Source organism: Streptomyces sp. NBC_01320, assembly GCF_035974375.1.
Lineage (GTDB): Bacteria > Actinomycetota > Actinomycetes > Streptomycetales > Streptomycetaceae > Streptomyces > Streptomyces yanii.
In genome coordinates, this window is the sequence record NZ_CP108390.1 from 8745953 (window position 1) to 8763599 (window position 17647).

Annotated in this window: 20 protein-coding genes; 10 read left to right on the plus strand and 10 right to left on the minus strand. The window is 70.7% G+C overall.

The features are described from left to right. Positions 1 to 18 precede the first annotated feature (18 nt). Complete coding sequence (locus OG395_RS39730; protein ID WP_327249605.1) at positions 19 to 954, plus strand: NADP-dependent oxidoreductase; 936 nt, start codon at positions 19 to 21, stop codon at positions 952 to 954. Positions 955 to 1170: 216 nt separating this feature from the next. Here OG395_RS39730 and OG395_RS39735 read toward each other — a convergent pair whose 3' ends face one another. The 6 genes from OG395_RS39735 to OG395_RS39760 form a co-directional block, all read right to left on the minus strand. Continuing rightward, positions 1171 to 1482: a DUF202 domain-containing protein gene (locus OG395_RS39735; protein ID WP_327247248.1), complete on the minus strand. Its 312-nt coding sequence runs from the start codon at positions 1480 to 1482 to the stop codon at positions 1171 to 1173. Continuing rightward, a complete protein-coding gene (locus OG395_RS39740) occupies positions 1479 to 1874 on the minus strand; it encodes a YidH family protein (RefSeq protein WP_327247249.1) in 396 nt (131 codons plus the stop codon). The genes OG395_RS39735 and OG395_RS39740 overlap by 4 nt, the downstream gene beginning before the upstream one ends. A 9-nt stretch (positions 1875 to 1883) precedes the next feature. After that, a complete protein-coding gene (locus OG395_RS39745; protein WP_327247250.1) occupies positions 1884 to 2429 on the minus strand; it encodes an NUDIX hydrolase in 546 nt (181 codons plus the stop codon). Between the two features lie 45 nt (positions 2430 to 2474). Then, the gene (locus OG395_RS39750) at positions 2475 to 3248 is read right to left on the minus strand and encodes an SDR family oxidoreductase (protein ID WP_327247252.1); all 774 of its coding nucleotides are present in this window, start codon (positions 3246 to 3248) and stop codon (positions 2475 to 2477) included. 11 nt (positions 3249 to 3259) lie between these two features. After that, on the minus strand, positions 3260 to 3910 hold the full coding sequence (locus tag OG395_RS39755; protein WP_327247253.1) for a TetR/AcrR family transcriptional regulator: 651 nt from the start codon (positions 3908 to 3910) through the stop codon (positions 3260 to 3262). 84 nt (positions 3911 to 3994) lie between these two features. Beyond that, a complete protein-coding gene (locus OG395_RS39760; protein ID WP_327247254.1) occupies positions 3995 to 4888 on the minus strand; it encodes a DMT family transporter in 894 nt (297 codons plus the stop codon). Positions 4889 to 5069: 181 nt separating this feature from the next. Between OG395_RS39760 and OG395_RS39765 the strand changes: the two genes are divergently transcribed. Continuing rightward, a complete protein-coding gene (locus OG395_RS39765; protein ID WP_327247255.1) occupies positions 5070 to 6728 on the plus strand; it encodes an FAD-binding dehydrogenase in 1659 nt (552 codons plus the stop codon). Between the two features lie 49 nt (positions 6729 to 6777). On the opposite strand, the gene OG395_RS39770 is transcribed toward OG395_RS39765, so the two are convergent. Continuing rightward, positions 6778 to 7218, minus strand: a complete 441-nt coding sequence (locus OG395_RS39770; RefSeq protein ID WP_327247256.1) for an ASCH domain-containing protein — start codon at positions 7216 to 7218, stop codon at positions 6778 to 6780. 224 nt (positions 7219 to 7442) lie between these two features. Between OG395_RS39770 and OG395_RS39775 the strand changes: the two genes are divergently transcribed. From OG395_RS39775 to OG395_RS39790, 4 genes are all read left to right on the plus strand, one after another. Beyond that, complete coding sequence (locus tag OG395_RS39775; protein ID WP_327247257.1) at positions 7443 to 8402, plus strand: hypothetical protein; 960 nt, start codon at positions 7443 to 7445, stop codon at positions 8400 to 8402. A 74-nt stretch (positions 8403 to 8476) separates the two neighbouring features. Then, on the plus strand, positions 8477 to 10048 hold the full coding sequence (locus tag OG395_RS39780; protein WP_327247258.1) for an APC family permease: 1572 nt from the start codon (positions 8477 to 8479) through the stop codon (positions 10046 to 10048). Between the two features lie 137 nt (positions 10049 to 10185). Further along, positions 10186 to 10851, plus strand: a complete 666-nt coding sequence (locus OG395_RS39785; RefSeq protein ID WP_327249606.1) for a molybdopterin-dependent oxidoreductase — start codon at positions 10186 to 10188, stop codon at positions 10849 to 10851. Beyond that, the gene (locus OG395_RS39790; protein WP_327247259.1) at positions 10835 to 11509 is read left to right on the plus strand and encodes a cytochrome b/b6 domain-containing protein; all 675 of its coding nucleotides are present in this window, start codon (positions 10835 to 10837) and stop codon (positions 11507 to 11509) included. Before OG395_RS39785 ends, OG395_RS39790 begins: the two co-directional genes overlap by 17 nt. Here the strand turns inward: OG395_RS39790 and OG395_RS39795 are convergent. Both OG395_RS39795 and OG395_RS39800 read right to left on the minus strand, forming a co-directional pair. Beyond that, on the minus strand, positions 11506 to 12903 hold the full coding sequence (locus OG395_RS39795; protein ID WP_327247260.1) for a GntT/GntP/DsdX family permease: 1398 nt from the start codon (positions 12901 to 12903) through the stop codon (positions 11506 to 11508). The genes OG395_RS39790 and OG395_RS39795 overlap by 4 nt on opposite strands. Positions 12904 to 12914: 11 nt before the next feature. Then, on the minus strand, positions 12915 to 13424 hold the full coding sequence (locus tag OG395_RS39800; RefSeq protein ID WP_327247261.1) for a gluconokinase: 510 nt from the start codon (positions 13422 to 13424) through the stop codon (positions 12915 to 12917). A gap of 144 nt (positions 13425 to 13568) precedes the next feature. Between OG395_RS39800 and OG395_RS39805 the strand changes: the two genes are divergently transcribed. The 4 genes from OG395_RS39805 (at position 13569) to OG395_RS39820 (ending at position 16691) form a co-directional block, all read left to right on the plus strand. Further along, positions 13569 to 14270, plus strand: coding sequence for a FadR/GntR family transcriptional regulator (locus OG395_RS39805; protein ID WP_327247262.1), 702 nt, complete (start codon positions 13569 to 13571; stop codon positions 14268 to 14270). 120 nt (positions 14271 to 14390) lie between these two features. Continuing rightward, positions 14391 to 15068, plus strand: coding sequence for an amidohydrolase family protein (locus OG395_RS39810; RefSeq protein ID WP_327247263.1), 678 nt, complete (start codon positions 14391 to 14393; stop codon positions 15066 to 15068). Then, positions 14977 to 16062, plus strand: coding sequence for an S-(hydroxymethyl)mycothiol dehydrogenase (locus OG395_RS39815; protein WP_327247264.1), 1086 nt, complete (start codon positions 14977 to 14979; stop codon positions 16060 to 16062). The genes OG395_RS39810 and OG395_RS39815 overlap by 92 nt, the downstream gene beginning before the upstream one ends. Next, positions 16062 to 16691, plus strand: coding sequence for an MBL fold metallo-hydrolase (locus OG395_RS39820; RefSeq protein ID WP_266987539.1), 630 nt, complete (start codon positions 16062 to 16064; stop codon positions 16689 to 16691). Before OG395_RS39815 ends, OG395_RS39820 begins: the two co-directional genes overlap by 1 nt. A gap of 10 nt (positions 16692 to 16701) precedes the next feature. Here the strand turns inward: OG395_RS39820 and OG395_RS39825 are convergent, their stop codons facing one another. Beyond that, the gene (locus OG395_RS39825) at positions 16702 to 17637 is read right to left on the minus strand and encodes a pseudouridine synthase (protein WP_327247265.1); all 936 of its coding nucleotides are present in this window, start codon (positions 17635 to 17637) and stop codon (positions 16702 to 16704) included. Between the last annotated feature and the right edge of the window lie 10 nt (positions 17638 to 17647).

Consider the following 17647-nt stretch of genomic DNA (forward strand, 5'->3'; position numbering starts at 1 on the left):
AGCCCGGATGGTCGGATGATGAAGGCGATCAGCTACAGCAGGTACGGCGGGGCCGATGTCCTGGAGTACGGCGAGCGGCCCGACCCCAAGGTCGGCCCGGACAGCGTTCTGGTGAAGGTGCGGGCCGCTGCTGTCAACCCGGTCGACTGGAAGGCGAGGGAGGGCCACCTCCAGTCCGGACTGGAGGCCGTCTTTCCGGTGATCCCCGGCTGGGATGTCTCCGGAGTCGTCGTGCAGCCCGGAATCGCCGTCGACGAGTTCGCCGTCGGCGACGAGGTCATCGGCTATGTGCGGGAGGACTTCCTGTCCCGCGGCACCTTCGCCGAGTACGTCGCCGCCCCCGTGCGCACCCTCGCCCGCAAGCCGCTGAGCCTGAGCTTCGAGGCCGCGGCAGGGCTGCCGCTGGCCGGCCTCACCGCGTACCAGGTGCTGCACCGCACACTGCGGATCCAGGACGGCGACACCGTGCTGGTCCACGCGGCCGCCGGCGGCGTGGGCTCACTGGCCGTCCAGCTCGCCCGGCATGCGGGCGCCCGCGTCATCGGCACCGCCAGTGAACACAACCACGAGCACATCCGGCAGCTCGGCGGAGAACCGGTGGAGTACGGCGAAGGGCTCGCCGACCGGATCCGGGCCCTGGCTCCCGACGGGGTCGACGCCGCCTTCGACACCGTGGGCGGCGAGGCCCTCCGCGTCTCCGCGGACGTACTGAAACCCGAGGGCAGGCTGGCGTCCATCGCGGACGGCGAGGTCTTCTCGTACGGCGGGCGCTACGCCTTCGTACGGCCCGACGCGGCGGATCTCACCCAGCTCGCGGGACTGGCCGAGCAAGGCATCGTCTCGGTCCATGTCGACCGGGTCTTCCCGCTGGAGCAGGCCGCCGACGCCCAGCGGCTCAACGAGGAGGGACGCACCCGCGGGAAGATCGTCGTGGCTGTCCCCTGGGACAACTGACCTGCGCGGACCGCCTCAGAGCCTGTCGGGTGACCTCTGGTCGGGCGGCCACGCCCTGGCACGCACACTTCCCGCGTTGCCGATCCTGGTAGCTCCGTCCCCAAGCTCTCAGCTTCGTTCGAGCAGGGGAGACCCCATCCGAGGACATACCGCCGCCTTGGAATCGCACGCACCAGACCGCGTCCGCCATCCGATCGAAGGTCACCCGACAGCCTCTCAGAAGATCATCGCCGTGGCGAACACCGCGAGCGCGATCGTGCACGCCGCCGCCGTCAGGGCGCCGCGCGGTGCCAGTGGCTGCGGCCGCGCGGTCCCCATCCCGAGCACCCGTCGGTGCGCCACCCGCAGAAACGCAAGCCACGCCAGCACGCTCAGTGACACGGCGACGATCCCGGCCGGGGTCGCACCGCCGTGCAGCGCCGCCTTCCCCGCCAGCAGTGCCACCACCGTGCAGGACAGGGTGGTGCGCCGCCACGCCAGCCGGGTCCGCTCGGGTTGCAGTCCGGGGTCCCGCTCCCCGTCGGTCACCTGCCCTCCCAGCCGAAGAGGACCACCACCACCATCGCGACGGCGACGACGGCGACAGCGACACTGAGCAGCGTCGGGAACCGGGAGACCGGCAGGTCCTCGCCACGCCGCATCGCCCGCTCGCACCGCACCCAGTGATTGACCGCCCGCAGGGAACAGAGCACACCGGCGGCGAGCAGTGCGAGCGCCAGCCCCGCCCTGACCCCCCAGGCCAGTTCCGGCAGGAACTGGTCGACGGCGAATCCGCCGCCGATGAGCGCAAGAGCCGTCCGGATCCAGGCGAGGAACGTGCGCTCGTTGGCGAGCGAGAAACGGTAGTCGGGGGTGTCGCCCTCTTCACGGATCCGCTGCGGCGCAAACCACAGCTTCACGCTCTGTACGAACTCGTTCACGCCCGAACCCTATCGATCGCTTGGTCGCCGGCTGCCCGTCGGGGCGCGGCCTGCCCGGTACTCCCGCAACCGGTGGTACGTCTCCAGACCGTCCGGCACCCACTCCCAGTCGCCGAGTCGCTCCGCCAGTTCGCCCTCGGTGAGGAATGTGTGCCAGGCGACCTCCTCCACCTGCGGATTCACCGGAAGCTCGCACCGCACCTGGTAGACGTACGACCACCAGGTGTGCTTTCCGCCCGTGTAGAGGAACTTGAAGAGCGGTTCGGGGCGGGGGAGTCCGGAGACCCCGAGCTCCTCCTCGGCCTCCCGCAGCGCCGCCTCGTCGTAGGACTCGCCCGCGCCGACCACCCCGCCGACGAACATGTCGTAGTGCGAGGGGAAGACCAGCTTGGTCGCGGTCCTGCGGTGCACGAAGAGACGGCCCTCGGCGTCCCGGGCCTCGATGAAGACGCAGCGATGGCGCAGGCCCCGCGCGGTCGCCTCACCGCGCGGGGCCTGCCCCACGACCTCGTCGTTCTCGTCGACGATGTCCAGGATCTCGTCAGCAGCAGTCATGCCGCCCATCCAACCTCAGGCCGGAGTCCGGGACCCGGCCGGGGATCACTGACCCATGACGTACTTCACGGTCGGACCGGTGGTCCAGCCGCCGTCCACGGCGAGCTCGGCGCCGGTGATGTAGGAGGCGGCGTCCGAGAGCAGGAAGGTCACGGCCTGGGCGATCTCGGACGGCTCGCCGACCCGGCCCATCGGGGTGTTCGGGTAGTTGCCCTCGCCCTGCTGGATGCCGACCGACGCGGTCATCGGCGTGTGGACCATGCCCGGGTGGACGGAGTTGACCCGCACCTTCGCCGCGCCCAGCTCCACCGCGCCGACCTTCGTGAGGCCGCGGACGCCCCACTTGGACGCGCCGTAACTGGAGGTGAGTGCGAGGCCCATCAGGCCCGCGGCCGAGGATATGTTGACGATCGAGCCGCCACCGTTCTCCTTCATCACCGGGATGACGGTCTTCATGCCGATGAAGACGGCGGTCAGGTTGATGTCGATGACCTTGCGGAAGTGCTCGACCGTCTCGGTCTCCAGCGGCTGACCGGTCGACACGCCGGCGTTGTTGACCAGCCCGTCGATCCGGCCGAACTCGGCGAGGGCGAACTCGGCGACCCGCTGCCAGTCCTTCTCGGACGTCACGTCGTGGTGCAGGAAGCGGGCGTTGGTGCCCAGCTCGGCGGCGGTCGCCGTGCCTTCTTCGTCGAGTACGTCGGTGATCACGACGCGGGCGCCGCCGGCGACGGCCCGCCGGGCGGTCTCGGCGCCGAGGCCGCGGGCGCCGCCGGTGATGATGACGGTCTTGTCGCTGAGCCGGTGGAGGTCGGTCATGGTGATGTCCTTCATGCGGTACGGGGCACGGGTGCGTGCAGAAAAGCGGTTGTCGTCGCGACAAGATCGGCGAGGAACAGCTCCTCGCCGGTCAGTGGTTCGACGCCGTCGAGGTACTGGCGGGCGCGGTCGGCGAACGCCGCACCGATCAGGGTGAGCGCCAGATCGAGCCGCTCCAGCCGCAGTGGCCCGGGCAGGTCGGTCAGGCAGTCCGCCATACGGCCGATGGCCCGTCCGTAGGCGGTGCCGTCCAGCGCGGGGTGCAGGGTGCCGGTGCGCAGCCCGGTCTCACGACTGAGCTGGGCCGAGATCCGCAGGCAGCGACGGCCGCGGTCGTCGGCCAGCAGGCTCGACTCGGCTGTCACGAGAGCGGCGAGCAGCTCCCGTACGCCTGGTCCTTCCTCGCCTGTGCCGTCCGCGTTGTCGAGCGCGTCGAGGAGCGGTGCGATCACGCGTTCGGCACGGGCCTGCCGTCCGGCCATCACGGCGTCCAGAAGTCCCGCCCGGGAGCCGAAGTGGTACTGCACCGCGGAGGGGTTGCTCTGCCCGGCCAGCCGGACGATGTCCCGCAGCTGGGCGCCGTCGGTGCCCTGGGCGGCGAAGATCTCCTCGGCCGCGTGAATCAGTCGTTCCCGGGTCTCGGGCCCTGATGTTCTCGCCATGTCGAACACTGTAATGCTGGCCATTATTAATAGCCAGGCGCACCGCCTGGACTGTGAGGGAACAGACGCGGAGCCGGCCGCCCGTCAGCGCGGCTGGAGGCTGCGCCTGCGGTGATGGTGGCCGCGCCCCTCCGGCATCGCCGGATGCAGCCCCAGCAGCATGATCCCGACGACGATCGCCGTCAGACCCGCCGCCTGCCAGGCCAGCGCGGCCGCGTCGGTGCGCAGCTGGTCGCCGAGGAACCCGACCCCGCAGGCGATCCCGGCCAGCGGCTGGGCGGCGGTCAGCGCGGGCAGGGACGTCCGCAGCGGCCCCGTCTCGAAGGCGCTCTGCACCAGGATCAGGCCCGTCACGCCCAGCACCACCACCGCGTACGGCTGCCAGCCCGTCACCAGAGCCGTCCACCCCCCGTCCGACAGCCGCTGTCCGCTCACTCGGGTCAGCGCGTCCTGGAGGCCGTACAGCAGTCCGGCCGCCACCGCGAGCAGAGCGGGGGCCGCTCCGTGCTGCGAGCGCTTCGCGAACGTGGTCAGGACCAGTGCGATGCCCACGACCACGCCGATCACCAGCCAGTGCCGCAGCTCGTTCGTGACCACCTCGCCACCCTGCGGCCGGCCTCCCAGCAGGAAGGCGGTGACCCCGCCGGCCAGCAGCCAGAGCCCCGCCCAGCCCTGCCGGCCCAGCCGCTGCCCGGTGCGATGGCGCGACAGAGCCATCGCGAAGAGCAGATTGGTCGCCAGCAGCGGCTCGACGACGGACACCTCGCCCTTACCCAGGGCGAGCGCCCCCAGCGCCATGCCACAGACCATCAGTCCGATCCCGGCCAGCCAGCTCGGCACCCGCATCAGGTCGAGCAGCAGCCGGGGGGAGAGGAAGTCGCTCCTCGGGGCGTGCTCGGCAGCGGCCTGCTGCAGGACAAAGCCGAATCCCAGACAGCAGGCGGCGCTCACGGCGAGTACGAGGACCAGCACCGACACGCTTCTCTTCCTCAAGTCCGGCCAGGAGAGGGTGATTTGTTTCGACGATAGCGCCTCGGCGACAGGGGTGCGGCCGGAGCGCCGCCGACCGGGCGGTTGACGTCGCACGGGCCGGTGCCCAAGATCTGACGCACGAGTAACTTCCGGCTCGCTCCGGCTCGCCCCGACAAGGATGGAACCCATGGCGTACGACGCTGATGTGATCGTGATCGGGGCAGGGCTCGCGGGGCTCGTGGCCACTGCCGAGCTCGTCGACGCGGGCCGCACGGTGATCCTGCTCGACCAGGAGCCCGAGCAGTCGATCGGCGGTCAGGCGCACTGGTCCTTCGGCGGTCTCTTCCTCGTCGACTCGCCCGAGCAGCGCCGCATGCGGATCATGGACAGTCAGGAGCTGGCCCTTCAGGACTGGCTCGGCACGGCGGGGTTCGACCGCAAGGAGGACCACTGGCCACGGAAGTGGGCCGAGGCGTACGTCGATTTCGCTGCCGGGGAGAAGCGGTCCTGGCTGCATGCCCAGGGGCTGCGGATCTTCCCCGTCGTCGGCTGGGCCGAACGCGGCGGTTACGACGCGACCGGCCACGGCAACTCCGTACCCCGTTTCCACATCACGTGGGGCACCGGCCCCGGCGTCGTCGCTCCGTTCGAACGCCGGGTCCGCGAGGGCGTCGCCAAGGGGCTCGTCCGGCTGAGGTTCCGCCACCGGGTCACCGGTCTCGGCCGCACCGCGGGCGCCGTCGACACCGTGACCGGCGAAGTCCTCGAATCGAGCGGCGCCGAGCGCGGCACCGCGAGCAGCCGCGTGGCGACCGGCACCTTCGAGCTGAGGGCGCAGGCGGTGATCGTCACCTCCGGTGGCATCGGCGGCAACCATGACCTCGTCCGCGCCCAGTGGCCCGAGCGGCTCGGCACCCCGCCCGCGAAGATGCTCTCCGGGGTGCCCGCCCATGTCGACGGGCTGATGCTCGGGATCACCGAGGAGGCCGGTGCCCACCACATCAACCGTGACCGGATGTGGCACTACACCGAGGGCATCGAGAACTGGAACCCGATCTGGGCCAAGCACGGCATCCGGATCCTGCCGGGCCCCTCCTCGCTCTGGCTGGACGCCCGCGGCAAGCGGCTGCCGGTCCCGCTCTTCCCGGGCTTCGACACGCTCGGCACCCTCGAACACATCATGAAGTCCGGCCACGACTACACCTGGTTCGTTCTCGACCAGAAGATCATCGGGAAGGAGTTCGCGCTCTCCGGCTCCGAGCAGAACCCAGACCTGACCGGGAAGTCGGTCCGTGACGTGATCGGCCGGGCGCGCGCCGACGTGCCGGGCCCGGTCAAGGCGTTCATGGACAACGGCGTGGACTTCGTCGTCGAGAAGGACCTCGACGCCCTGGTCCGCGGCATGAACGCCCTCACCGGCGAGCAGTTGATCGACGCGGACGCGCTGCGCCGCGAGATCACCGCCCGGGACCGCGAGATCGCCAACCCGTTCACCAAGGATCTCCAGATCACGGCGGTCCGCGGAGCGCGCGCCTATCTGGGCGACAGGCTGATCCGTACGGCGGCGCCGCACCGCATCCTCGACCCGAAGGCCGGCCCGCTGATCGCCGTGCGGCTGAACATCCTCACCCGCAAGTCGCTCGGCGGACTGGAGACGGACCTCTCGTCGCGGGTGCTGACCGAGGACGGCACGCCGCTCGCCGGTGTGTACGCGGCGGGGGAGGCGGCCGGATTCGGCGGCGGAGGGGTGCACGGCTACCGCTCGCTCGAAGGGACGTTCCTCGGGGGCTGCATCTTCTCCGGGCGGGTGGCGGGCCGCGCCGCGGCCGAGGCGGTCGGCGCCTGAGGCCCTGAGGGCTGTCCCGTCATCCCTGGTGGTTCGGCTCTCAGTCGCGTCACCCCCCGACGACGGGGTCGAGCAGTTCGACGACCCGGAACCGTTCGGCGACGATCAGCGTGTCGTCGTCGACCGTGAACTCCGGGTCGCCGAGCGCCTCCCGCATCTCCTCCCCGTGCCAGAACCGCTCATGGCCCGCGCGCCACTGCGCCACCGATGTGTCGCCCTCGCCCTCGTCGAGCACATGCTGGAGACCGACGTCGCCGAGCCGCAGGACCCGTACCTCCGTCACCTCGACGACCGCGATCTCCCGGCCGTCCGAATCGATCAGCGCCGACCGTTCGCCCACCGCGGGCAGCTCCTCCTGCTCCGCCGCGTACTCCGCGAGCAGTCCCGTCGTCGACACCTTCACGCCGGCGAGCACCGCCCCCACCAGTTGATCGCGCAGCGGCCCGGGGAAGGCGAGAAGGAACGGTTTGAGAGCTTCACGGTTCGACATGGCGCAAGTCTCACATGTCCTGGCACCTCCCGAAGGAGAGGAGGCGAAGGTCTGAGTTCCGGCCAACCCAGCTGGAAATGAGCGAAGTTGATCGATTCAACTCTTGACGTGGAGCCCCGCCTACCGCTTGGCTGTGGCGCGTTCGAAATGTCTGTACCTGCCTCGTACGTGTTTGCGTCAGGGCCCGTACTGTGCTCGTACCTGTGCCGTAAAGGAAGCCAGCGGTGTCGCCGCCCCCGCCTCCCCCGGGCCGCTCCCGAAGACGGGGCGGGCGCTCCGGCCACCCCTTCGACACCGCACTCGACGACACCGAACTCATGGACGCACGAGGACAGTTCACCCAGGGACGGTGGGCCGCGGCCCGCTCCCTGCTGGTCGCCACCGGCCATGACTGGGACCGCCGCGGCCACCGCGTCGTCTCTCTCGCCGAGACCCCGTCCGCCGCCGGATGGGCCCGGGACTGGCTGCTCGCCGAACCCGAGAGCGCCGATGCCGCGACCCTGCTGGCCTGCGCCACCGTCGTCCGCGCCCTGCACGGCACGGACACCCCCGAAGCGGCCCGCGACGCCTGTCTGCGCGCCGCCGGGCTGGCCCCCGACGACCCCACGCCCTGGCTGGGGCAGCTGATGCTGGCCCGTGGCCACGGCACCCAGGAGGAGGCGGGAAAGCACTTCGACGAAGTGCGACTCCGTGACCCCGACCACCATCACGCGCACCATCTGATGACGGCTCTGCTCGCCGAGAACCATCCCGACAGCGGCCAGGACCCGCTGCACGAGGTCTACGACTTCGCCGCCTGGGCCGCCGAACAGGCCCCCGCCGACTCGCCGCTCGCCGTCCTCCCGGTTGTTGCGCACGCCGAGCGTTACCGCGTCCTGGTCGCCGCCGGCAGCGAGTCCGACGACCCGGTGGGGTCCGGGCACTGGTCGGGGCGGCGGGCCCGGCAGGTGATGAAGGCCGCCTTCGACTGGTGGCTGGAGTGGGAGCGCGAGGACCATCCGCGCAACCGTGCCGACCTCAACTTCCTGGCCCACGCGAAGGTGTGCGAGGGCCGGTCCGCGGAGGCCGCCGCCCTCTTCCAGCGCATCGGCCACCATGCCACGCCCGCGCCGTGGTCGTACTCCGGCCGGGACCCGTACCGGACCTTCCTCACGGCACGCGGCGCCGCACTCGGAACCCCGTGATCACCCGCCGCCGCGCCACCCCCCCCGTTGTGCACCTCCCCGCATTTCTCCTCAACGAAGGGACCACCCCCGCCATGTCGACGGGCAGTTCAAGAACGAGCGAGACCGGCACCACCGGCGTGACGAGCGAAACGGGCGGCATCAGCACCTACAAGGGTGAGCAACGGGCCCTGCGAGCGGACCGGCTCGGCACCCCGGGACTGCTTCTCTCGGTCCTCGCCGCCAGCGCACCCCTGATGGTCGTCGCCGGGGTGATGCCCACCGTCTTCGGCGTGATGGGCATCGTCGGCCAGCCGCTGCTGTACGTCATCCTCGGCATCGTCCTGATGCTGTTCAGCGTCGGTTACGCGGAGATGAGCCGGCACGTCCACAACGCCGGTGCCTTCTACGCGTACATAGCCCGAGGACTCGGCCCGACCGCGGGCGCCGGTGCGTCACTCGTCGCGCTGGTCGCGTACAGCGCCATGCAGGTCGGCATCTACGGCATCCTCGGCTTCGAGGTCTCCGGCCTGTTCTCCACCTACCTGGAGATCGACCTCGCCTGGTGGATCCCGGCAGTCGTAGCCGTCGTGATCGTCGGTGTGCTCGGCTGGCTGAAGATCGACCTCAACGCCAAGGTCCTCGGCGTGCTGCTGGTCGTCGAGTGCGCCCTCGTCGTGATCTTCGACATCGCCGCCGTCTCCAAGCCGGGACCGGAGGGCCTGTCGCTGCACGCCTTCAACCCCGACACCCTCACCGGTGCCGGACTCGGCACCGCGCTCTGCTTCTGCATCGCCGCGTTCGTCGGGTTCGAGCAGGCGCCGGTGTACGCAGAGGAGACCAGCCGCCCCCAGATCGTCGTCTCCCGGGTGATGTTCCTCGCCGTCGGCTACGCCGCCCTGTTCCTCGCGATCAGCTCCTGGGCGCTGACCGTCGCCGCGGGCCCCGGCTTCATCGCCGACACCTCGCTGAAGGAGGGCCCCGGGATGCTGTTCGGTCTCACCGAGGACCGGCTCGGCACCACCTTCACCGACGTGCTGCACGTCCTCTTCGTCACCGGCATGTTCGCGGCGCTGCTCAGCTTCCACAACGTCGTCGCCCGGTACGCGTTCGCGATGGGCCGTGAGAACCTGCTGCCCGCCGCCTTCGGCCGGACCAACAAGTCCAGCGGCGCCCCGGCCACCGGCTCGCTGCTCCAGTCCGTCGTCTCCCTGGTCATCGTGCTGGCCTTCGCGTTCACGGACGACAAGCCGGCCGGCGACCCGACCGCCCCGGTGCTGCACCTGTTCACCTGGATGGGCAACGTCGGCGCGCTCGGTGTCATCGTGCTGATGGCCGCCGCCTCCTTCGCGGTGATCGCCTTCTTCGTCAAGCGCGGCGCAGGCCAGGCGCAGCTGTGGCGGCTGATCGCCTCCGGTCTGGCCGGTGTGGCGCTGGTGGCCATCGCCGTCTTCACGGTCCGCGACTTCGACGTTCTCGTCGGATCCGGTCCCGGCTCGGTGCTCAACTGGCTTCTGCCCGGAGTCGTCGTCGCCTCGCTCGTCATCGGCCTGGTCTACGGGGCGGTGCTGCGCTCGACGAAGCCGGCGGTGCACGCCAGGATCGGCCTGGGCAACGAGGCGTTCCAGTTGGAGAAGGCGGCGGAGAGCGGTGCGGCCCACCGCTGAGGCCCGTCGCCTTACCGAAGTGTGACGAACACCCGCGGCCCCTGGTGACAGGCGGCCGCGGGTGCTCGAATGGGCTGGTGAACAGTCGACCTCCCGATGCCGCAGGCACACCCGTGGGCCGTCGCCTGGTCCTGACCATGCTGGGGCTCGGCGCCGCCGGAGTCGTGGCGGGGCCCGCCCTGCAGCGCGTCCTGGAGTCCGGGCTCGGCGCGGTCGCCGACAAGGACCCCACCGGCCTGAGCGGACTGCTGCCCAACGGCGGCGGATTCCGCTACTACTCCGTCGCCTCCTCGGTACCGAGGAAGAGCGCCACGGACTACCGGCTGACGATCGACGGCCTGGTCGACCGGCCCGCCACGTACACCATCGACCGGCTCCGTGCCCTGCCGCAGACGCGGCTGGTCCGCGACGTCCAGTGCGTCACCGGCTGGCGCGTCCCCGAGACCCCGTTCGAGGGCGTACGGCTCTCCACGCTGCTGGACGCGGCCGGGGTCCGGCCCGGGGCGAAGGCGGTCCGCTTCACCTGCTTCGACGGCACGTACAGCGAGAGCCTCACCCTCGACCAGGCCCGGCGCCCCGACGTGCTGGTCGCCCTGCGCATGCAGGACAAGCCGGTGGCCCACTCCCACGGCGGCCCGGTCCGCCTCTACGTGGCCCCGATGTACTTCTACAAGTCGGCGAAATGGCTCTCCGGGATCACCGTCACCGACTCCGTGAAACCCGGTTACTGGGAGGAGCTCGGCTATGACGTCGACGCCTGGGTCGGGCGGTCCAACGGCCGCGACGATGCCCCCACCGGCTGACCCCACCGGACGGGTGCACCGCTTCAGTAGGGCGGAGCGCTGGGTGCACCGCACCACGGCCTGGCTGATGCTGTTGTGCGTGGCTACCGCCGCCTGCCTGTACCTGCCCCAGCTCGCCGAGCTCGTCGGCCGCCGCCATCTCGTGGTCACCGTGCACCAGTGGTCCGGGCTGCTGATCCCCGTACCGCTGCTGGCCGGTCTCGTCTCCCGGGCGCTGCGCGCCGACCTGTCCCGGCTCAACCGGTTCGGGCCGTACGACCGCCAGTGGCTGCGGGCGGTGCGCCGCCGTGACCGGAGGCCCGGGTCCCGGCCCGCCGGTAAGTTCAACGCGGGGCAGAAGCTGTACGCCGCCTGGATCGCGGGCGCCGTCCTCGTCATGACCGGCACCGGACTGCTGATGTGGTTCACCGGCCTGGCCCCGCTGGTGTGGCGGACCGGCGCCACGTTCGTCCACGACTGGCTCGCGCTGGCCATCGGGATCGTGCTGGCCGGGCACATGGCAATGGCGCTCGCCGACCCGGAGGCACGCCGAGGCATGCGCACCGGGTCGGTCGAGCGCCATTGGGCGCGGGCCGAACACCCGCTGTGGGGGGAATTCGCCGAGAGCCCGGACGGACGGTCCGGCGAGTCGCGGGACGACTCGCCGGACCTGCGTTAGAGGACCAGCGAGAGCAGCAGGATGAAGGCGAGCGAGACCACGGAGATGATGGTCTCCATCACCGACCAGGTCTTCACCGTCTGGCCGACGCTCATCCCGAAGTACTCCTTCACCAGCCAGAAACCGGCGTCGTTGACGTGGCTGAAGAAGAGCGAGCCCGCACCGACGGCGAGGACCAGCAGTGCCGCGTGCGACGTCGACATGTCGGCGGCGAGCGGGGCGACCAGACCGGCCGCCGAGATCGTGGCCACGGTCGCCGAGCCGGTCGCGAGCCGGATCGCGACGGCGATCAGCCAGCCCAGCAGCAGCGCCGGGATCGACCAGTCCTTGGAGAAGTCCAGGATCATCTGGCCCACACCGGCATCGATGAGGGTCTGCTTGAAGCCACCGCCCGCACCGACGATCAGCAGCACGCCCGCGATCGGGGCGAGGGACTTCTCGACGGTGGTGGAGAGCCGGCCCTTGCTGAAACCGGCTGCCCGGCCCAGCGTGAACATCCCGACTATGACGGCCGCGAGGAGCGCGATCAGCGGCGAGCCGATCACATCGGTGACCCGCTGGACGTGGTTCTCCGGGTTGTCCACGACGATGTCGACGAGGGCCTTGGCCAGCATCAGCACGACGGGCAGCAGGATGGTCGCCAGCGTGGCGCCGAAGCTGGGGCGACGCTCCAGGTCCTCCGACGGACGCTGCGGGATCATCTTCTCGGGCGCCTTGATGTCCACCCAGCGGGCGGCGTAACGGGAGAAGACGGGGCCGGCGATGATCACGGTCGGTATGGCGACCAGGACACCGAGCGCCAGCGTGACACCGAGGTTGGCGCCGAGGGCGTCGATCGCCACCAGCGGGCCGGGGTGCGGCGGGATCAGCCCGTGCATCACGGAGAGACCGGCCAGCGCCGGGATACCGATCCGCATCAGGGAGTAGTTGCCGCGCTTGGCGACGAGCAGCACGACCGGGATCAGCAGCACGATGCCGACTTCGAAGAACAGCGGCAGACCGATGATCGAGGCGATGAGGACCATCGCCCACGGCATGGCGCGCCCGCTCGCCTTCGCGAGAATCGTGTCGACGATCTGGTCCGCGCCGCCGGAGTCGGCGAGCAGCTTGCCCAGGATGGCGCCGAGCGCGATCAGGACACCGACGCCCGCGACGGTCGAGCCGAGACCGGCGGTGAAGCTGGCGATCGTCTTGGCGGGCGCGGCACCGGCGAAGGAGCCGAGGGCCAGCGAGCCGATGGTCAGCGCGAGGAACGCGTGCAACTTGAACTTGGTGATCAGCAGAACGATGACGGCGATGCCGGCCAGGACGGCAATGCCCAACTGCGCGTTGCCTGCCGAAGTGATCGGTTCGACGGCGTCCGCTGCCAACATCTCGACGTTGAGACTGGTCACGGTGGGGATCCTTAGTCTTCGAGCCGGCGCAGCGCGGCGACGGCTCGCTGGGTGATTTCTTCGGGGGTGCCGGACACATCGACGGAGACGCCGGCCTCGTCCTCCTGCAGCGGCTGCAGGGTGGCGAACTGCGAGTCGAGCAGCGCGGTCGGCATGAAGTGGCCCTTGCGGTCCGCCATGCGCTCCTCGATGAGGGCCCGGTCGCCGGTCAGGTGGAGGAAGACGGCACCCGGGGCCTCGGCGCGCAGCCGGTCGCGGTAGACCCGCTTGAGCGCCGAGCTGCTGACGACTCCGCCGAGTCCGTCCCGGCTGTGCGCCCACTGCCCGATCGCATCGAGCCAGGGCCACCGGTCGGAGTCGTCCAGCGGGGTGCCGGCCGACATCTTGGCGATGTTCGCCGCGGGATGGAAGTCGTCGCCCTCGGCGTACGGAACGCCGAGTTCGGCGGCGAGCAGGGGACCGATCGTGGTCTTGCCGGTCCCTGCTACGCCCATCACCACGACTACGTGGGGGGTGCTCATTGGTGGTGCCTCGCTGTCTCCGTCGATGTCGTCCTCGACACCGGTCCGTCGCGCTACTGAAACCCATACGTAGGACTTATTCAAGATGTTGTGATCTAAAAGTCATACTTTTTGTTCGCGGTGCGCGCCCCGTAGGCTTTGCCCATGACCACACAGGGCCCTGGGCTGCATACACACGTGCTGGACACCCTGGGTCTGGAGATCGCCGCGGGGGACTGCCCGCCGGGCCGGGTGCTGCGCACGGACGAGCTCGCCCAGCGCTTCGACGTCTCGCGCACGGTCGTCCGCGAAGTGGTCCGCGTCCTCGAATCCATGCACCTGGTCGAGTCCCGGCGCCGGGTCGGCGTGACCGTACAGCCGACCGAGGCATGGAACGTCTACGATCCGCAGGTCATCCGGTGGCGACTGGCCGGCACCGACCGGCCGCGCCAGCTGCGCTCCCTGACCGTCCTGCGCTCGGCGATCGAACCGGTCGCGGCCGGACTCGCCGCCCGGCACGCCACGCCGGAACAGTGCGCCGCCCTCACCGAATGCGCCCTCGGCATGGTCGCGACCTCACGCGGCCAGCAGCTGGAGGGATACCTGGAGCACGACATCGCGTTCCACCGGATCGTGCTCAACGCCTCCGGCAACGAGATGTTCGCGCGGCTCGGGGACGTCGTCGCCGAGGTACTGGCGGGACGCACCCACCACCAGGTGATGTTCGAGGACCCGGATCCGGCGGCGGTCACGCTCCACGTACGTCTCGCGGAGGCGGTGCGGGAGGGCGACGTGGCGGATGCGGAGCGGCTGACGAAGGAGATCGCGGTGGGCGCCCTGCACGAACTGGACGTGCTCGCCCCCTGAGACCGCGGGGCACGCGCCGCACGGGGACCCACCCCGGGACCCGCGGGCCGGGGCCCGGATCCGGAGGGCAGGGCCCGTGCGCGACGGCTTGCTCACCGCCCGAGTCGTCGGCGCCCTCCGGTGGGACCGCGCTCGCGGCGCGAGCAGGTCCCCGAACTTGTCGCCAGGTGGAAGGAGTTGACCTTCCGGCGGTTCCGGGCCGGCTCGGTGAAGATCACGCAGGACGGGTCGCCGAAACCGGCACCGCCGTTCTGCTCATCCCGTACCTCGACGCCTTCGGCTGCGCCACCGCCGGCATCGGCACCAGCTTCGTCGACCCGCCGAACTGCGCCGGTACGTCACGCTCTCGGCTTCCAGACGCACGTCCACGCTCTCGGCGACCGCGCCGTGCGCGAGGCACTCGACGCCGTCGAGGCCGCCCGTACCGCCAACGGCCGTACCGACACCCGCCCCCACCTCGCCCGCCTCCGGATCGTCCACCCCGACGGCATCGCCCGGTTCCGGGAGCTCGGCGCCACGACATGGAGGCCTGACCCGCCAGCAGGCGGCCCCCGCGGAACCTTTGGTGGCGGCCACCCTCCTGCGCGCCACCGTGCCGCCGCTGCCGGGACACCCACGCACCGCGTACGGTTGTTCGTGTTCGATCTTCGGATGTCGGTCGAACGTCAGAGAAGCCGGGACCGTCACGAAATAGGGAGACCACGGTATGGCGCAGCAGGTGCAAGGGGTCATCGCACCGGGAAAGAACGAGCTGGTACGGGTCGAGACGATCGTGATCCCGGACCCCGGTCCCGGTGAGGCCGTGGTGAAGATCCAGACGTGCGGTGTCTGCCACACCGACCTGCACTACAAGCAGGGCGGCATCAACGACGACTTCCCGTTCCTGCTCGGCCACGAGGCCGCGGGAATCGTGGAGTCCGTCGGCGAGGGGGTCACGGACGTCGAGCCCGGCGACTTCGTCGTCCTCAACTGGCGTGCGGTCTGCGGGCAGTGCCGGGCGTGTCGGCGCGGCCGCCCCTGGTACTGCTTCAACACGCACAACGCCAAGCAGAAGATGACGCTGCTGGACGGCACCGAGCTGTCGCCCGCGCTCGGTATCGGAGCGTTCGCGGAGAAGACCCTGGTCGCCGCGGGCCAGTGCACCAAGGTCGACCCCGAGGTCTCCCCGGCCGCCGCCGGGCTGCTCGGCTGCGGCGTCATGGCGGGCATCGGGGCCGCGATCAACACCGGCGAGGTCGGCCGTGGCGACTCGGTCGCCGTCATCGGCTGCGGCGGTGTCGGCGACGCGGCCGTCATGGGCGCCCGGCTGGCCGGCGCCGCGAGGATCATCGCGGTGGACATCGACGACCGCAAGCTGGAGACGGCGAAGAAGATGGGTGCCACGCACACCGTCAACTCCCGCACCACCGACCCGGTCGAGGCGATCCGCGCCCTGACCGGTGGCAACGGCGCCGATGTCGTCATCGAGGCGGTCGGCCGCCCGGAGACGTACAAGCAGGCGTTCTACGCCCGCGACCTGGCCGGCACGGTCGTCCTGGTCGGCGTCCCCACCCCGGAGATGCAGCTCGAACTGCCGCTGATCGACGTGTTCGGCCGCGGCGGCTCGCTCAAGTCGTCATGGTACGGCGACTGCCTGCCCTCGCGCGACTTCCCGATGCTCATCGACCTTCACCAGCAGGGCCGGATCGACCTCGGTGCGTTCGTCACGGAGACCATCGGGCTCGGCGACGTCGAGCAGGCATTCACCCGGATGCACGAAGGCGACGTGCTGCGCTCGGTGGTGGTGTTCTGATGACGGCCCGCATCGACCACCTCGTCACCTCCGGCACCTTCGCCCTCGACGGCGGCGAGTGGGACGTCGACAACAACGTCTGGATCATCGGCGACGACACAGAGGCGATCGTCATCGACGCCGCCCATGATCCGGTCGCCATCGAGGACGCGCTCGGCGGCCGCACGCTGCGCGCCATCGTCTGCACGCACGCCCACAACGACCACATCGACGCGGCCCCGGCCCTCGCCGACGCCACGGGTGCGCCGATCCTGCTGCACCCCGACGACCTGCCGCTGTGGAAGCAGACCCACCCGGACCGCACGCCCGACGCCGAACTGGCGGAGGGCCAGGAGCTGCAGATCGCAGGGACCACGCTCCAGGTCCTGCACACACCCGGTCATGCCCCGGGAGCGGTCTGCCTCTACGCCCCCGAGCTGTCCACCGTCTTCACCGGGGACACGCTCTTCCAGGGTGGGCCCGGCGCCACCGGGCGGTCGTTCTCGCACTTCCCGACGATCGTCGCGTCGATCAGGGACCGGCTGCTCGCACTGCCGGCGGACACCACCGTCCGTACCGGACACGGCGACTCCACCACGATCGGTGCCGAGGCGCCGCATCTCGACGAGTGGATCGCCCGCGGTCACTGACGTCGGGGGATCACCGGTCCGGCCACGCGGAGAGCCGCAGCCCGCTCTCGAAGCGGCGCGTCCCGCCCGTGACCGGATCGGTGAACTCCAGCACCCGGGCAAGGAGTTGCAGCGGACGCGTCCAGTCGTCCGCCGCCCCCTCCGGTTCGACCACCGGATAGACCGGATCATGGACGAGCGGCAGACCCAGACTGTTCATATGAACCCGGAGCTGGTGGGTGCGCCCGGTGGCCGGCAGCAACCGGTAGCGGCCCAGCCCCGCCCGGTGCTCCAGCAGTTCGATCCGGCTCTCGCTGTTCGCCTCGCCCGGCTCCTCCCGGGCCGCGATCACCCCGCGCTCCTTGACGATCCGGCTGCGTACGGTGCGCGGGAAGGCCAGTCCCGGGTCGTACGGTGCCACCGCCTCGTACTCCTTGCGCACCCGCTTGTCGCGGAACAGCGTCTGGTACGCGCCCCGCTCCTCGGGCCGTACGACGAAGAGCACCAGGCCCGCCGTCAGCCGGTCCAGCCGGTGCGCTGGCTGCAACGTCGGCAGAGCCAGCTCGCGGCGGAGCCGGGCCACCGCTGTTTCGGTGATGTGCCGGCCGCGCGGTGTCGTGGCGAGGAAGTGCGGCTTGTCGGCGACGACGAGATGCGCGTCGCGATACACGACACCGACGGGGAACGGCACCGGCTCCTCCGGCGCGAAGTCCCGGTGGAACCAGAGATACCGGCCCGCCGTGTACGGCTCGGCGGGCGCCACGGGCCCCTGCACCGAGACGAACCTGCCCTCGGCGAGCATGGCGTCCACCCGGTCCGCTCCGATCGCACCGCCGAACCGCGCCAGCAGATGGTCACGGACCGTCGCCCACTTTCCGCCCGGATCCTCGGGGAGCCGCACCCGCACCGGATCGATCCCGTCCCGCTGCGGCAGGGGCGCCGACGGAGGCTTCGCCCGGCCCCTCATCGCGAGGTCC

Coding starts and splice junctions, on each gene's coding strand:
- OG395_RS39790 (WP_327247259.1), top strand. CDS start 10,835: ATGCCCCCACCGGCTGACCCCACCGGACGGGTGCACCGCTTCAGTAGG.
- OG395_RS39730 (WP_327249605.1), top strand. CDS start 19: ATGAAGGCGATCAGCTACAGCAGGTACGGCGGGGCCGATGTCCTGGAG.
- OG395_RS39765 (WP_327247255.1), top strand. CDS start 5,070: ATGGCGTACGACGCTGATGTGATCGTGATCGGGGCAGGGCTCGCGGGG.
- OG395_RS39755 (WP_327247253.1), bottom strand. CDS start 3,910: ATGGCGAGAACATCAGGGCCCGAGACCCGGGAACGACTGATTCACGCG.
- OG395_RS39825 (WP_327247265.1), bottom strand. CDS start 17,637: ATGAGGGGCCGGGCGAAGCCTCCGTCGGCGCCCCTGCCGCAGCGGGAC.
- OG395_RS39745 (WP_327247250.1), bottom strand. CDS start 2,429: ATGACTGCTGCTGACGAGATCCTGGACATCGTCGACGAGAACGACGAG.
- OG395_RS39815 (WP_327247264.1), top strand. CDS start 14,977: ATGGCGCAGCAGGTGCAAGGGGTCATCGCACCGGGAAAGAACGAGCTG.
- OG395_RS39770 (WP_327247256.1), bottom strand. CDS start 7,218: ATGTCGAACCGTGAAGCTCTCAAACCGTTCCTTCTCGCCTTCCCCGGG.
- OG395_RS39800 (WP_327247261.1), bottom strand. CDS start 13,424: ATGAGCACCCCCCACGTAGTCGTGGTGATGGGCGTAGCAGGGACCGGC.
- OG395_RS39750 (WP_327247252.1), bottom strand. CDS start 3,248: ATGACCGACCTCCACCGGCTCAGCGACAAGACCGTCATCATCACCGGC.
- OG395_RS39780 (WP_327247258.1), top strand. CDS start 8,477: ATGTCGACGGGCAGTTCAAGAACGAGCGAGACCGGCACCACCGGCGTG.
- OG395_RS39805 (WP_327247262.1), top strand. CDS start 13,569: ATGACCACACAGGGCCCTGGGCTGCATACACACGTGCTGGACACCCTG.
- OG395_RS39820 (WP_266987539.1), top strand. CDS start 16,062: ATGACGGCCCGCATCGACCACCTCGTCACCTCCGGCACCTTCGCCCTC.
- OG395_RS39785 (WP_327249606.1), top strand. CDS start 10,186: ATGCTGGGGCTCGGCGCCGCCGGAGTCGTGGCGGGGCCCGCCCTGCAG.